The organism is Rhodococcus sp. NPDC060090 (assembly GCF_042729855.1).
GTDB lineage: Bacteria > Actinomycetota > Actinomycetes > Mycobacteriales > Mycobacteriaceae > Rhodococcus.
In genome coordinates this window covers 91,159-104,769 of the sequence record NZ_JBHWXB010000018.1, presented here as the reverse complement: position 1 = coordinate 104,769, position 13,611 = coordinate 91,159, and the positions used below count along the sequence as shown (strand labels likewise).

The window sequence follows — 13,611 nt, the reverse complement described above, 5'->3', positions numbered from 1 at the left end:
GATCGGGTCGAACTACGATCTGTGTCACGGCTTCCTCGATCACACCGGGCTTTCCTTATGACCAGTTCTCACTCAATTACCGAAACATCTTTAATGCACGCTGGCATCCGCTCGCGCTAGTCCTGGGCCCCGTCGCGCCGATCATCCGGATGCGCACGCGTGTGAACGAACTCGTCAACGCGAACTTGCGCTTCACATTCGGTCGATGGACCTCGTACCAGCGATCCGCGGAGCGATCCCAACTGTTGCGGCAAGTCCACCGGTCCAGCTACCGATCTTGCACACGCCGACCGAAACCGACGACGAACACGGGATGACCGTGCATTCGATAGTCGATGCTCGGCCGGAGGCCTGACGGTGTTCAGGTCAGGCGACGAACCTTCTCCAAGACACCGGTCATCACCTCGACGAATTCGGCCTCGAATTCCCTGCCCTGGTATCCGAGCACCATCACGGTGTATCCATTCAGAGCCGCGTAACCGAGTAGCACTTCGTCGTTGCTCCAGTCCGGGTTGTCAGGGTCGGTGACCTCGGACAAGATGACCGCGTCGTCCGATCCGAGTTCCGGAGGAAGATCGAGACGCTCGGTCTGTACTGTCCCTCGGTGCGTGTGGTCGTTGCTGGTGGATGTGAGTGTGTAGGCCGAACATGATCCGGTATGCGCGTCTGCCACCCGAGGCACATCCATGTCGGTCTCGCTGACCAGGACGACGTAGCCGCGTTCACCATTGAGAAGTGCAACGTTGGCGGAGCTGTCCTTGATCAGGCCGACCCTGGCGTTTCCGGACCATGCGAGGTGATGTGGCGGCACACCAGCATGTGGTGGGCGCCCGTTTGGAACCGGTAGTCGACCTCGACGACTTCACCGGTGATGTCGTGGTGCCGAAGGTCGGTGAGCAGCGTGCCCAAGGTTGGGTAGCGAACCCCGGATCCTGAGGCCACGAGTGGGAAGATCCGCAGCTCGCCGCGGGCGAGACGCATCAACTCGCGGATCGCATCGAGGTGGAAGGCGTGATCGAGACGGTCGGAATAGCTGAACAGCAGGTGGGAGCTGAGCACGAGGTCGAATCCGGCATCGGGGAACGGCAAGGACGGTAGCCGTCCGGCGACGTAGCGGTGCGGGTGTCGGCGTATGTCGGCGGCGAATTCCTGGACCGCGTTCCGGCGTACGAGTTGATGCTCGTCGGGATCAGCGAAGAACGTCCAGTCGTATTGCTCTGCGTGGGCACGGATGTATCGGTTACCGCGGTCGGTTTCGGCCTCCCCAACGATGGCCAGCTCTTCGGGTTCGTGGTCGAAATATGCTATATCGCATGCTGTTACGTCACCGCCGAGGCGGTTCGCTGCGCTGGTGAATCCGGCTGCGCCGGCGGGGCAGTCCAGGATCTTTCGGGTCAGGTCTTCGTCGGTGAGGGTGAACATCGATCGGTACTCGTCCAGTGAACGGGCACTGATCAACATCTCGCCGATACCGGCGGTCCGGCCAGGCCTGCTGTCGGGGGTCATGGGGTGGGTCCTCTCCAATTCGAGGCCACCTCACCATGTCGGACGGTGTCACTGCCGTACGGGGTAAGTGAGTGTCATCGACCGCGCAGAGAGGCGGCCGGGCAACACAGTTGACGAGGCCGCTAGGGGTGCGGTTGCCAGGGCTGTGTCGGGGTCATCACTGGTCCATTACAGCACGACCGGGGACCGCACTGATCCCGTAAGGTGCGGATCCGACGCCACCTCGCTTCGATCTCGCAGACTGCTGAGGTCGGCGAGCATTCCCGGGCGCTACTGCGACACCGAGCAGGAAGTGCACCGTGTCGACCACTGGATCGTGGACCGCGTGCTGGACAATCCCCGGTGATGCCACCAACACTGCGCTCGCCCACGGTCGGCTACATCCTGGTGCTGATCCCGTTCATCCTGAGCTTCTTCACCCGATTCGCACCGGGAAGCCTCGCCGGCCCGCTCGCCGAAGAACTCGGATTCTCCGGTGCCCAACTCGGGTTGGCCACGGGCACCTACTTCTACGTCTATACCGTCATGCAGCTACCCGCCGGCGCGATCATCGACCGGATCGGCATCAGCTGGGCGGTCGGGGTCGGCACCGCACTTTCCGCAGGTGGACTGCTGCTCTACGCGGTCGCGATGAACCTGCCGGCCGCGGTCACCGCGTCGGCACTGATCGGCTTCGGCAGTTCCACCAGCTTCCTGGGTGTGCTGCGCGCCATCGGGGCGTGGCATCCGGCAAGCAGATTCGCTGCCATGTCGGGGACGACCATGCTGATCGGCAACATCGGCAGTATCGCCGCCGGTGGCCCGCTGGCGTCGTTGCTGTCGGTGACAACCTGGAGAGGGGTCCTGGCGGCCACCGCGGTGGTGTCGTTGCTGAGCGCCGCGGCGGTACTGCTGTTCATCCGGCATCTTCCGTCCGCGGTGGTGGACCGCACGGCAGGCCAGGACCTCGGCGCCGGTGTCGGCGCCGTGCTGCGGGATCGCACGCTCATCGCGTTCGCGCTCGTCGCGGTGGGTACCAACTCGACGTTCTACACCTTCACGAGTCTGTGGGGTACGCCGTTTCTGACCACGACCGGTATCGCGTCGGCGACCGCGGCGACCGTGATCTCTGTGGCGTTGCTCGTGTACGGGGTGACCTCGCTGGCGGTCGGGCGCTTCTGCGATGCCCACGGTCGGGAGCCGGCGACGATGGTGGTGGTCAGTGCTGTCGGAGTGGTCGGCTGGGTGGCGGTGCTCATCGCGGCGCAAGTGACGGGCGCTGCGGCGGCGGCAACGGTCGGAATGCTGCTGGCGGCGGTCGCAGCAGGCAGCGTCGTCGTGGTGTTCTCGATGGTCAATGATCACACCGGTGCTCGTGGGGGAGCGGCAGCGCTGGCGGTGGTCAACGGTGCGGTGTTCCTGGTGGTGGCGGTGCTCCAGCAGGTTGTCGGATGGCTGGTCGATATCGGGGATGGTAGGCCGCAGTCGTATGCGATCGGTATCGCCCTCGTCGCGGCAGTCGCCACGATCGGGCTCGGATTCGCACTGCGGATCGGCGTCGTCGCCAGACGAGTGGACGCATCCGTCGGTGCCATGACCCGCGCGTGATGCGCGGGTCCGTCCCCGACGATTGGGGCAATTTGCCCTCCCGGGGCTCGCGCGGCTAGCGTTGACCACCATGTTCGGCAAAGATCGCGCGCAGGTCGTGAGCACACGCATGGTGGGCGTCGTCGCTCCCGCGTGTTGTTGTCGCCGTTGCTACTGACGGGCCCTGCCCGAGCGACCTCCCGTAAGTTCTGCCTGTTCCGGATCCTGGGTTACATGTCGGCGCCGGAATAAACCCGTGGCCACACCCGTTCTGTTCGCGACGGTGCGACTCGGCTCGAAAGGATCCACCATGTCCGATACGGCAACTCTGCCCATCATCGACCTCACCGACCTCGACCGGGGCAAGGATGCGCGCGCGGCGCTCCTCGACCGACTGCGGATCGTCACCCACGAGATCGGTTTCTTCCACCTCGCCGGACACGGTATCGACGAGACGCTTGCGGATCGCCTCATCGCGGCCTCACGGCAATTCTTCGCTCTCTCCGATGCCGACAAGCTCGAGATCGAGAACTCGCACTCACCCCACTTCCGTGGGTACACCCGCGTCGGCGGCGAGCGCACTCAGGGCTACATCGACTGGCGAGAGCAACTCGACATCGGGCCCGAGCGTGCTGCGGTAGTGAATGTCGATCCGCAGCGACCCTGGGAAGTGCTGCACGGGCCGAACCTGTGGCCGTCGCAGGTGCCGCAGCTGCGCGACCTGGCGCTGGAATGGATCGCACGCTCCAGCGACGTCGGTCTGATCCTGCTCCGCGCATGGGCCGAATCACTGGGCGCCCCAGCCGAATTCTTCGACGACGCGTTCGCCGATCCCGACCCGCTCCTCAAGATCGCCCGGTACCCGGGTCACGACCGCACCGTCACGAACCAGGGCGTCGGCAGCCACAAGGATGTCGGTGCGCTCACCCTGCTGTACCCCGAACCCGGCAGCGGCGGATTCCAGGTCGAACGTGACGGCGAGTGGCTCGACATCGACCCGCTTCCAGGACACTTCATTGTCAACATCGGCGAACTCCTCGAAGTCGCGACCGGCGGCTACCTCAAGGCCACCGTGCATCGGGTGCTGCCCCCTGCCGCCGGCTCGGACCGCGTGTCGCTGCCGTTCTTCCTCAACCCCGGCCTGGACAAGGCGCTGCCCACAGTCCCGCTGTCCGCGGACCTGGCTGCTGCCGCAAAAGGCGTGGGCACCGACGTTCACGGCGGTACCTTGCATTCTGTGTACGGACTCAACGCCTTGAAGTCGCGACTGCGGGCGCACCCCAACGTCACCGAGCGTTATCACGCAGAATTGGCTCGTTCTTTCGACAGGTGATTCATTGTCGGCTCGACCCGGTGCCGCGCCGCGGACCGGTCTCCACCCATGGAAGGTAAGAAACGATGTTCTTGCGCCGCACCGCCGCCGCATCGGCAGCTGCTGTCCTCGGTCTGGGCCTGGCGGCCTGTGGCTCATCGGGTGGTGACGAGAACACCCTGGTCGTCTCCGCATCCTCCACACCGCACGTCGAGATCCTCGAGCATGTCGTGAGCACCGGTGCGCTCGGCGACTACTCGCTCGACATTCGTGAGGTCACCGGCGAAATCGACCCCAACGAACTGCTCTCCGCCGGCGACGTCGACGCCAACTTCTTCCAACACGAGCCGTATCTCGTGGACTGGCAGAAGCAGAACGGAGTCGACAACCTCGTTGCCGTCGCCGACGTGCACCTCGAGCCGATCAGCCTCTACTCGAACAAGGTCGCCTCGCTCGACGAGCTCGCCGACGGTGACTCGATTGCTGTCCCGCGCGACACCACGAACTATGCGCGTGCGCTGTACCTTCTCGAATCCGCTGGGCTGATCACGATGGATGTGCCGTTCACCGAGGCCGACCTCTCGGTGGTCACCGAGGCGAACATCATCGAGAACCCGAAGAACCTGACGTTCATCCCCATCGAACGCCCGCAGCTCGCCCGTCAGCTCGACGACCCGCAGGTCACCGCAGCCGTGATCAACTCCAACTACGCGCTCGAAGCGGGTCTCACCCCGGCCGACGATTCGATCTTCACCGAAGAGGTCGTGGACAACCCGTTCTCCAACCTCCTCGTGGTCCGCGCGGAGAACGAGAGCGACCCGATCGTGGTCTCGCTCGCCGAGGCGCTCGAATCCCCCGAGACCGCCGCATGGATCGAGGAGACCTACTCGGGCTCCGTGGTTCCGGTGCACCCGGCGAACTGATGATCGTCGTCGACAGTCTCGTCAAGACCTTCCCCGGTGCCGGTGGCGCCGGGGAGGTCGCGGCGCTGCGCGGCATCGACCTCGAGATCGGCGACGGCGAGATCTTCGGGATCGTCGGGCCGTCCGGCTCGGGCAAATCGACGCTGCTGCGCTGCCTCAACCTGCTCGAAGAACCTACCTCGGGACGGATCCTGCTCGGCGGTGACGACCTGTCGAAGCTGTCCGGAGCCGAACTCCGGTCGGCGCGGCGCCGCATCGGGACCGTCTTCCAGCAGTTCAACCTGCTGCACTCGCGCACCGTGGTCGGCAACATCGAGTTTCCTCTCGAAGTGGCGGGAGTCGGCAAGGCCGAACGGCGGGCACGCGCGAAGGCGCTGATCGACCTCGTCGGGCTCGCGGGTAAGGAGAAGTCCTACCCGTCACAACTGTCCGGAGGACAGCAGCAACGCGTCGGCATCGCCCGCGCCCTCGCCGCCGAACCCGATGTCTTGTTGTGCGACGAAGCGACCAGCGCGCTCGACCCCGACACCACCGACCAGATCCTCGATCTCGTCGCGGAGGTCAACCGGCGTCTCGGTGTCACCGTCGTGATCATCACCCACGAACTCGGGGTGCTGCGACGGGTCTGCACGTCCGCGGCTCGGCTCGAGGCCGGCCGCATTGTCGAAACTGGTCGCATCGCCGATCTGGTGGCGGACCCATATTCGGGGCTCGGTGCCGCGATCGTGCCGGTGGGCGACGACCCGTCGGCGGGGGCGATCAGCGACACCGCGCTCGTCACCGCGATCGGCGAGGACGCGCACGGGCCGTGGCTCTCGGAGATGATTCGCGAACTCGACACCGACATCGCCGTGGTCGGGGGTCGGGTCGAGAAGGTGGGCGACATGACCGTCGGCCGGCTGCGTCTGCGCTTCGACGCGGGAGTCGATCGTGCCGGGATCGCCCGATTCGTCGACGAGCGTGAGCACCTGACCCTGTCGTGGGGGACCGACACCGACCTCGAAGGGTTATCGGCATGAACAAGACCGCCTGGTACGAGGTGCTTCCCGAAGTCTGGGTCGCGACACTCGAGACCCTGTACATGGTCGGTGTGTCGTTCGTGCTCACGGTGATCGGTGGGGTGCTCGTCGGGATCGTGTTGCAGATCACCGGTCCGACGGGACTGTGGCCGCAACGAGCGATCAACGCGGTGCTCGGCGTGATCGTCAACCTGTTCCGCTCGTTGCCGTTCCTGATCCTGCTCATCGCCCTGATCGGCGTGACCCGGTTCATCGTCGGCACCGCGATCGGCCCCACCGCCGCGATCGTGCCCCTCACCATCGGCGCGATCCCGTTCTTCGCGCGCATCGTCGAATCCGCGTTGCGGGAAGTGCCACGCGGACGGGTGGAAGCCGCGGAGGCGATGGGAGCGACGAACACTCAGATCGTGCGCAAGGTACTGCTGCCCGAAGCGACGACTGCGCTCGTGGCGGGAGCGACGCTGACACTGGTGCTGCTCGTCGGCTACTCCGCGATGGCCGGCGTGATCGGGGCCGGGGGCCTCGGCGACTTCGCGCTCGTCTACGGCTACCAGCGTTTCAACACCCCGGTGCTGCTCGTCGCTGTGGTCGTGCTGATCGTGATGGTGCAGATCATGCAGTCGATCGGCGACACGATCATCAAGCGGATGGCCCACCGGCGTTGACGGCCGGATGAACGGCGCACACCAGCAACGCGACTTCCGGATCCGATTCGACTGGGGATTGCAGGGGGCCGCGGCCATTGCCGAGGGCGCGGATGTCGCGGTCGTGGTGGACGTCCTGTCGTTCACCACGACGCTGTCCGTCGCGTTGGACGGCGGCATCGACGTCCTGCCGTACCGATGGCGGGACGAGACCGCGGCGACCTATGCCGCTGCACACGACGCTGTGCTCGCGGTAGGACGAAGAGAAGCCACCGACGGTGCGGTGAGTCTGTCGCCTCGTACGATTCGCGCGTCTCGCGGTATCCGGAGGCTGGTGTTGTCGTCGCCGAACGGGTCGTCGATCTCGTACGCGCTGCAGTCGGCGACGTCGACGTGCGTCGGGGTGTCGCTGCGAAACTTCCACGCCGTCGCGGCATGGATCGCCCGGCAGCATGCGGACGCTGTGGTCGCCGTCGTCGCGGCGGGGGAGAAATGGCCGGATGGCTCGTTGCGTCCGGCCGTCGAAGATCTCTGGGGTGCAGGTGCGGTGATCGCGGAGCTGGCGGATACCCACGGTTTCGGGGCGTTGTCGCCCGAGGCCGAGCAGGCGCGCTGCGCCTGGGATGCGGTCGCCGGCCGGATCTCCGAGGCGCTACACGACTGCGCGTCCGGACGCGAACTCGTCGAGATCGGTTTCGCCGACGACGTCGCGATCGCGTCCGAGATGCGGAGCAGCGAATGCGTTCCGGTGCTTGTCGACCACCGCTTCACGGAAGCTGCACCACCCGAGGCGCAGGTGACACGCGGATTGCGACAATGTCTGCCATGAGCAGTTCCCGCGAGGTAGAGGACGCCGACGACGTCCGGTCGTGGTTCGTCGAACGATTCGCCGACTACTGGCAGACAGGTGGCGCATCGAGGATCGAAGGGCGCATCGCCGGCTATCTGCTCGTCGACGAATCGGGCGGGGTCAGCTCCGATGAACTTGCCCGCGCGCTGGGCGCGAGCCGCGGTTCGGTATCGACCTACACCCGCCGGCTCGTCGCACGCGGTTTCGTGCAGCGGGTCCGGCGTGCGGGGGAGCGAGCCCACTATTTCGTGATGGCCGACGACGTCTGGGGCGGCTTCCTCGACATCGAAGAAGACTATCTGCGTAGCCAGCGCTCCCTGGCGGAGGAGGCGCTCGCGAGGGTAGGCCCGGCGTCGGCGGCGCATACCCGGGTCGAGAACATGCGCGACTACATGGGATGGCTGCTCGACAACCGGAAGCTGAGCGCCGAATGGAAGCGGTACAAGGCCGAACGCGACAACGAGAAAGGGTGAAGGCGATACTGGTGCGCCTTCACCCTTTCCGTATGTATCCGCCTCTTACCGGTCCAGTTTCGAGATCGCTTCGTCGATCATCGGGACATAGCGGTCGAGCGCCCACGGCACCGTGAGCGGGTTGATGATCGAAGACCCGGTGACGAAGGGCTGTTCTTCGGGAGCCACGATCGAACCCCGAGAGATCGCCGGAATCTGCTGGTAAACAGGCTGTGCCTCGATCTCGGCGCGGTTGGCAGGATCGCTGTAGAACGTGAAGATCAGGTCCGAGTCGGCGAGCAGATGAGCGTTCTCGAGACCGATGACCGACGAGTCGGTGCCCTCGGTCTCCTCGAGGGTGTCGACGACCGGATCGACGGTGAGACCGAGCCCGCGCACCATCGCGACACGCTGCTCGTTCGCGAGGAACACGCCCAGTGTGGCGGGTCCGGTGTTGTAGATGTAGGAGAAGCTCACGTCCTGATATTCGGGATGCTCAGCGGTCGCGTTCGTGAACGTGTCGTCGATCTCGGTGATGAGATCGAGGGCCTCGTCGTGCTTGCCCATCGCGGTGCCGATCGTCTCGATCTGGTCCTGCCATGTGATGGTCCACGGCAGTTCCGGGTAGGCGACGGTCGGTGCGATGCCGTCGAGCAGGTCGTACTGCTCCTGGGTGACACCGGACCACGGCGCGAGGATCAGATCGGGCGCCAGCGCCGCGATCGCCTCGATGTCGACCTCGGCTCCGCCGGTGAACTGGGCCGGCAGTTCCTCGCCGCGCTCGGTGAGCTCTTCGTGGATCCACGGCAGGTAACCGGTCTCGTCGCTGCCCCACGGGTACTCTTCGATGCCCACAGGAACGGTGCCGAGTGCGATCACGGTCTCCGCGGATCCCATGCCGAGGGTGACGATGCGTTCGGGTTCCTCGGTGATCTCGGCGGTGCCGAGCGCGTGCTCGATGCTCACCGGTTCGAAGTCGCCGGTCGCGGTGGTGTCGGATCCACTGTCGCTGCTCGAGCAGGCCCCGAGCAGGAGTGCGCCGGCCGCGACCATCGCGATGAGCTGGGGCCGGCGGAGCGCACGGCCGAGTCTGTTGTGCATGGATGCCTTTCGACGGGGCCGGGCGAGGGGACGTCCCAACCGATTGCTGGGTCAGCCTAGCCTTACCTAGCTCCTGGTTTCAAAAATTCTGAAACTTCGGGTGGTGGAAGAATCCTCGCCGACGCCGTCACCTAGGGTGAACCGGGCGGAATTCGGGAGGTGCGGTGGACACGCAGAACCAGGCGTCGCACGGCAACGCATTGATGTGGCGCACGCTGCGGCGACACCGCGGACGAATGACCATCGCGGTGGTGTTGTGCGGCCTGCACCAGTTGTTCGAGGCCCTCGTTCCGGTCGCGATCGGAGCGATCGTCGCGAACGCCATCGCCCCGGGCGACCGGACCGTGCTGGTGGCCTGGCTGATCGGACTTGCACTGCTGTTCACGGCCCTCACCTACTCCTGGCGCCTCGGTGCACGCCTTGTCGTCGCCGCGATGGAAGGGGAAGGCCACCGGCTCCGCGTCGAGGTCACCGACACGCTCCTGCGCCCGCGCGGCGTCCGCACCGACATGCGCGCCGGAGAACTGCTCTCTGTCGCCACCTCGGACGCCGACCGCACCACCTGGATCCTCGATCTCGTCGCGCGAGCCGTCGCCGGTGCCGTCGCGGTGATCGCGACGGCGGTGATCCTGTTCGTCATCGATATTCCACTCGGCCTCGGCGTTCTCGTCGGAACGGTCGCACTGCTCGCAGCACTGCACTTCGCTGCGCCGGTCATCGCACACCGCACCGCCGAACAGCAGGCCCGCATCGGAACCGCGTCGGCCGTCGCGACAGACCTCGTCACCGGGCTGCGGCCGCTGCGCGGATTCGGAGGAGAAGTCGAAGCAGGACAACGTTTTCGTGCCGTCAGCGACGACGCCCTGACCGCTACACTCGGCGCGGCGAAGGTCCGATCGGTGTTCGCAGGTGTCTCGACCAGCGCGAGTGCGTTACTTGCAGTGGCAGTCGCCGCAGGGGCCGGTTGGCTGGCGCTCAGCGGCAGGATCGGACTCGCCGAGGTCATCACGGTGGTGGGTCTGGCCCAATTCCTCATCGAGCCCCTCACCACACTCGCCCAGGTACCGGCCGCCGTCGCGGCATCGCGAGGATCGGCCGACCGCGTTGCGCGGGTCCTCGACAGCGCACCGCTACTGCACCCCGGAAGCGACGACGTCAGCCACCGGGCGCAAGGACCCGTCCTCGAGCTGGCCGACCTCACGTACCGGACGCTCGACAGACTCGACCTCACCATCGCGCGCGGAGAGTTCGTCGGAATCGTCGCGTACCGGCCGGAAGACGCCGACGCACTGTTCGCGCTCCTGTCGTCGCAGGTCCCCGCGGACGACTACATCGGATCGTTCACCGTCGGGTCGGTGCCGGCCCGCGACCTTCCGATCGAGCTGGCTCGCACACTGGTCCTCGCCGAACCGCACGACACGTTCCTGTTCTCGGGCACACTGCGCTCCAACATCACAGCGGGTTCCCACATCACAGCGGGGTGTGGCTCCGACGCGTCGATCGACCTCGAACGCGCACTCGACGCGTCCGCCGCCCGCGACGTCGTGGATCTGCATCCGTCCGGTCTCGACCAGCCGGTCGGCGACGACGGCACCACACTGTCCGGCGGCCAGCGGCAACGGGTCGCGTTGGCGCGGGCGCTCGCAGCGGATCCGCCCGTGCTCGTCCTGCACGATCCCACGACCGCGGTCGACTCGGTCACCGAACTGAACATCGCAGAGGGGCTCCTCGCGCTCCGGCACGGAACCGACCCGCGCACCACCATCGTCCTCACCTCGAGTCCTGCACTTCTCGCCGCCGCCGACCGTGTCGTGGTGATCGACGAAGGGCGTGTCGTTGCTACCGCGACGCACCATCAGCTCGTCGAGATCGACGCGGTGTACCAGGAGGCGGTCGTTCGATGACAGAGCTGATCCCGGAGGCCGAACGTCCGCTGCTGCCGGTCGCCACCGCCCGCGAATCGTGGGCCTGGCTCGGCCGGGCGGTCCGAACGAAGTCGGCCATCGCGGCAGCGGGAGTTGTCACGGCAGCGCTGGGCGCGGCGGCGACCGTGCTCCCCGTCTACATGTTCGGGGTCCTCGTCGACCGCGTGCGTGAGTCGGCTCCGATCGCCTCCCTCGGCGGGATTGTCGCGATCATTGCTGTCGCGGCGGTTGCCGCGGGCGTGTTCACCGGCCTTTCCCGCTACTTCGTTGCGGTGCTGGGGTCCACGGTGCTCGCCAGGCTCCGCGAATCAGTGGTTGTGCGCACCCTGCGGTTGCCGATGCGCACGGTCGAGCAGGCAGGCAAGGGCGACGTGCTCGCCCGCGTCGGCGATGACGTCGCCGTGATCGACAAGGCGGTCTCCGACGCCGTCCCACCGGTGATCTCCGCGCTGTTCCTCGTTGCGGTGAGCCTGACCACGATGGTCGGAATCGACTGGCGCCTTGGGCTGGCCGGTATGATCGCCGTCCCCATGTACACCCTGGCGCTGCGGTGGTACCTGCCGCGGTCGGCGCCCCGATACGCCGCGCAGCGCGTCGCGATGGGAGCGCGATCCCAGGCCTTGATCAGCAGCATTCAGGGGCAGCACACCGTGCGGGCCTACGGAACCGAAGCCGTGCACCGAGACCTCGTGGACCAGGCATCGGATCGTGCCCGGGTGCTGGGCATCGACGTGTTCGGGATCTTCGCCCGGTTCGCGAGCCGTGGGAACCGCGCCGAATACGTGAGTCTGGCCTGCATCCTCGCCGCGGGATTCGTCCTGGTCGACGACGGGTCGGTCACAGTCGGCCAGGTCACCGCCGCTGCACTCCTGTTCCACCAGTTGTTCAATCCCATTGCCGCGATCCTGTTCACCTTCGACGAGGTGCAATCGGCCGGGGCGAGCCTGGCCAGGCTCGTCGGCATCGTCTCGCTCCCCGACAGTGCACCGCCGGTCGACCCCCGCCCGCCCACCGATTCACGCCTGCGGCTGAGCGGTATCCGCCACAGCTACGACGGGCATGAGGTATTGCACGGCATCGACCTGACCATCGCTCCAGGTGAACGGATCGCGCTCGTCGGCCCGACCGGGTCGGGCAAGAGCACCCTGGCATCGATCGCGGCGGGCAGCATCACTCCGGATTCCGGCGAGGTGGCACTGGGCGGTGTTCCACTGGCCGAACTGACAGGCACGATCCGCGACCACATCGCGATCGTCACCCAGGAGGTACACACCTTCGCAGGCACACTCCGCGACGACCTGCAGCTTGCCGCCCCGCAGGCCGACGACCAGGTGCTCGAGGCCGCACTCACGTCGGTGGGAGCGATCGGCTGGGTCCGCGCGTTGCCTGCCGCCATCGACACCGTGGTGGGTGAGGGAGGCCATCGGCTCACCGCCGCGCAGGCGCAGCAACTCGCGCTCGCCCGCGTGCTGCTCGCCGACCCCGCGGTAGCGGTCCTCGACGAGGCGACCGCGGAAGCCGGGAGCGCAGGCGCCCGCGATCTCGAGGAGTCGGCGGCCGCCACCGTGACCGGCAGGACCTCGCTGGTGGTGGCGCACCGCCTCACTCAGGCGGCCACCGCAGACAGGATCATCGTGCTCGAGCACGGTGTCGTCTGCGAGTCGGGGACCCACGAGGAGCTCGTCGCTGCCGGAGAGCAGTACGCACGACTGTGGGCGACATGGTCGGGAGCCGCCGCAGTGGGGGACAGTCCACCCGAAGGGTGACCGGATTCGACCAGGGCCACACGATGCAACAGCTTGGTGACGCACCACAGGTCAGTTGCGAGATATTCATCACATTTGGTAGTGTTTCGTTATCCACTACGCCGCGGGCCCGGGCGTAACGGGTAAGGGGCGGAACTCTCGATCCATTCGGATACCGCGACCGTGCATCTCGCACTCTTCGATGCGCAGAGCACACACGGTCGAGTCCGCTCCGGGGAGGGGAGGAAACATGGGCGAACATCGCACCGAGTCGGGGGACCGGTCGCAGAGCAGAGCGTTGGCGATCCTCGTTCTGTCGGCAGGGCTCATCATCGGAACCACGGTGGTCATGATCACCGGATCGGTCGTCTCAGGACTTCTCTACGGTGCGCTCACAGGTGTCTGCGTCGTCGTGGCGCACCTGATGATCACGCCGGGACCGGCTGCCGGCCGGGTGCACAGCGCAGGTGAGCGGCTCCGGAGCCTGCGCCGATCGCATCCGCGGAGAACGTCGACAGTCAGGGACGGTGGCAAGCACTCCGTCGCTTGAGGGGCCATGGCCCGAGAA

The 13,611-nt window shown here is 66.4% G+C and carries 13 protein-coding genes; 10 read left to right on the top strand and 3 right to left on the bottom strand.

Annotated features, from left to right (window positions below):
• Window positions 1-361: 361 nt before the first annotated feature.
• Both ACFWCF_RS22325 and ACFWCF_RS22320 read right to left on the bottom strand, forming a co-directional pair.
• Window positions 362-811 carry a hypothetical protein gene (locus ACFWCF_RS22325; protein ID WP_378566152.1) on the bottom strand — a complete coding sequence of 150 codons (450 nt, stop codon included), beginning with the start codon at window positions 809-811 and terminating at the stop codon, window positions 362-364.
• Entirely contained in the window at window positions 763-1,506 is a 744-nt protein-coding gene (locus ACFWCF_RS22320; RefSeq protein WP_378566149.1) for a hypothetical protein, read from the bottom strand. Before ACFWCF_RS22320 ends, ACFWCF_RS22325 begins: the two co-directional genes overlap by 49 nt.
• A 345-nt stretch (window positions 1,507-1,851) precedes the next feature.
• Here ACFWCF_RS22320 and ACFWCF_RS22315 point away from each other — a divergent pair, with 345 nt between their 5' ends.
• From ACFWCF_RS22315 to ACFWCF_RS22285, 7 genes are all read left to right on the top strand, one after another.
• Entirely contained in the window at window positions 1,852-3,093 is a 1,242-nt protein-coding gene (locus ACFWCF_RS22315) for a nitrate/nitrite transporter (RefSeq protein ID WP_378566146.1), read from the top strand.
• Between the two features lie 289 nt (window positions 3,094-3,382).
• Window positions 3,383-4,405: an isopenicillin N synthase family dioxygenase gene (locus ACFWCF_RS22310; protein WP_378566143.1), complete on the top strand. Its 1,023-nt coding sequence runs from the start codon at window positions 3,383-3,385 to the stop codon at window positions 4,403-4,405.
• Window positions 4,406-4,470: 65 nt separating this feature from the next.
• On the top strand, window positions 4,471-5,307 hold the full coding sequence (locus ACFWCF_RS22305; RefSeq protein WP_378566140.1) for a MetQ/NlpA family ABC transporter substrate-binding protein: 837 nt from the start codon (window positions 4,471-4,473) through the stop codon (window positions 5,305-5,307).
• A complete protein-coding gene (locus ACFWCF_RS22300) occupies window positions 5,253-6,326 on the top strand; it encodes a methionine ABC transporter ATP-binding protein (protein ID WP_378566137.1) in 1,074 nt (357 codons plus the stop codon). The genes ACFWCF_RS22305 and ACFWCF_RS22300 overlap by 55 nt, the downstream gene beginning before the upstream one ends.
• Window positions 6,323-6,991, top strand: a complete 669-nt coding sequence (locus tag ACFWCF_RS22295; protein WP_378566134.1) for a methionine ABC transporter permease — start codon at window positions 6,323-6,325, stop codon at window positions 6,989-6,991. The genes ACFWCF_RS22300 and ACFWCF_RS22295 overlap by 4 nt, the downstream gene beginning before the upstream one ends.
• Window positions 6,992-6,998: 7 nt before the next feature.
• The gene (locus tag ACFWCF_RS22290) at window positions 6,999-7,799 is read left to right on the top strand and encodes a 2-phosphosulfolactate phosphatase (protein WP_378566131.1); all 801 of its coding nucleotides are present in this window, start codon (window positions 6,999-7,001) and stop codon (window positions 7,797-7,799) included.
• Complete coding sequence (locus ACFWCF_RS22285; protein ID WP_378566128.1) at window positions 7,796-8,293, top strand: GbsR/MarR family transcriptional regulator; 498 nt, start codon at window positions 7,796-7,798, stop codon at window positions 8,291-8,293. Before ACFWCF_RS22290 ends, ACFWCF_RS22285 begins: the two co-directional genes overlap by 4 nt.
• 45 nt (window positions 8,294-8,338) lie before the next feature.
• Here the strand turns inward: ACFWCF_RS22285 and ACFWCF_RS22280 are convergent, their stop codons facing one another.
• On the bottom strand, window positions 8,339-9,373 hold the full coding sequence (locus ACFWCF_RS22280; protein WP_378566125.1) for an iron-siderophore ABC transporter substrate-binding protein: 1,035 nt from the start codon (window positions 9,371-9,373) through the stop codon (window positions 8,339-8,341).
• Window positions 9,374-9,576: 203 nt separating this feature from the next.
• Between ACFWCF_RS22280 and ACFWCF_RS22275 the strand changes: the two genes are divergently transcribed.
• The 3 genes from ACFWCF_RS22275 (at window position 9,577) to ACFWCF_RS22265 (ending at window position 13,593) form a co-directional block, all read left to right on the top strand.
• Entirely contained in the window at window positions 9,577-11,277 is a 1,701-nt protein-coding gene (locus ACFWCF_RS22275; protein ID WP_378566182.1) for an ABC transporter ATP-binding protein, read from the top strand.
• The gene (locus ACFWCF_RS22270) at window positions 11,274-13,064 is read left to right on the top strand and encodes an ABC transporter ATP-binding protein (RefSeq protein WP_378566122.1); all 1,791 of its coding nucleotides are present in this window, start codon (window positions 11,274-11,276) and stop codon (window positions 13,062-13,064) included. Before ACFWCF_RS22275 ends, ACFWCF_RS22270 begins: the two co-directional genes overlap by 4 nt.
• 229 nt (window positions 13,065-13,293) lie before the next feature.
• Complete coding sequence (locus tag ACFWCF_RS22265; RefSeq protein WP_378566119.1) at window positions 13,294-13,593, top strand: hypothetical protein; 300 nt, start codon at window positions 13,294-13,296, stop codon at window positions 13,591-13,593.
• Window positions 13,594-13,611: the final 18 nt, after the last annotated feature.

Bases quoted from the DNA above. Each gene is read 5' to 3' on its own strand.
- ACFWCF_RS22320 (WP_378566149.1), bottom strand. From the start codon at position 1,506: ATGACCCCCGACAGCAGGCCTGGCCGGACCGCCGGTATCGGCGAGATG.
- ACFWCF_RS22315 (WP_378566146.1), top strand. From the start codon at position 1,852: ATGCCACCAACACTGCGCTCGCCCACGGTCGGCTACATCCTGGTGCTG.
- ACFWCF_RS22310 (WP_378566143.1), top strand. From the start codon at position 3,383: ATGTCCGATACGGCAACTCTGCCCATCATCGACCTCACCGACCTCGAC.
- ACFWCF_RS22305 (WP_378566140.1), top strand. From the start codon at position 4,471: ATGTTCTTGCGCCGCACCGCCGCCGCATCGGCAGCTGCTGTCCTCGGT.
- ACFWCF_RS22300 (WP_378566137.1), top strand. From the start codon at position 5,253: ATGGATCGAGGAGACCTACTCGGGCTCCGTGGTTCCGGTGCACCCGGC.
- ACFWCF_RS22295 (WP_378566134.1), top strand. From the start codon at position 6,323: ATGAACAAGACCGCCTGGTACGAGGTGCTTCCCGAAGTCTGGGTCGCG.
- ACFWCF_RS22290 (WP_378566131.1), top strand. From the start codon at position 6,999: ATGAACGGCGCACACCAGCAACGCGACTTCCGGATCCGATTCGACTGG.
- ACFWCF_RS22285 (WP_378566128.1), top strand. From the start codon at position 7,796: ATGAGCAGTTCCCGCGAGGTAGAGGACGCCGACGACGTCCGGTCGTGG.
- ACFWCF_RS22280 (WP_378566125.1), bottom strand. From the start codon at position 9,373: ATGCACAACAGACTCGGCCGTGCGCTCCGCCGGCCCCAGCTCATCGCG.
- ACFWCF_RS22275 (WP_378566182.1), top strand. From the start codon at position 9,577: ATGTGGCGCACGCTGCGGCGACACCGCGGACGAATGACCATCGCGGTG.
- ACFWCF_RS22270 (WP_378566122.1), top strand. From the start codon at position 11,274: ATGACAGAGCTGATCCCGGAGGCCGAACGTCCGCTGCTGCCGGTCGCC.
- ACFWCF_RS22265 (WP_378566119.1), top strand. From the start codon at position 13,294: ATGGGCGAACATCGCACCGAGTCGGGGGACCGGTCGCAGAGCAGAGCG.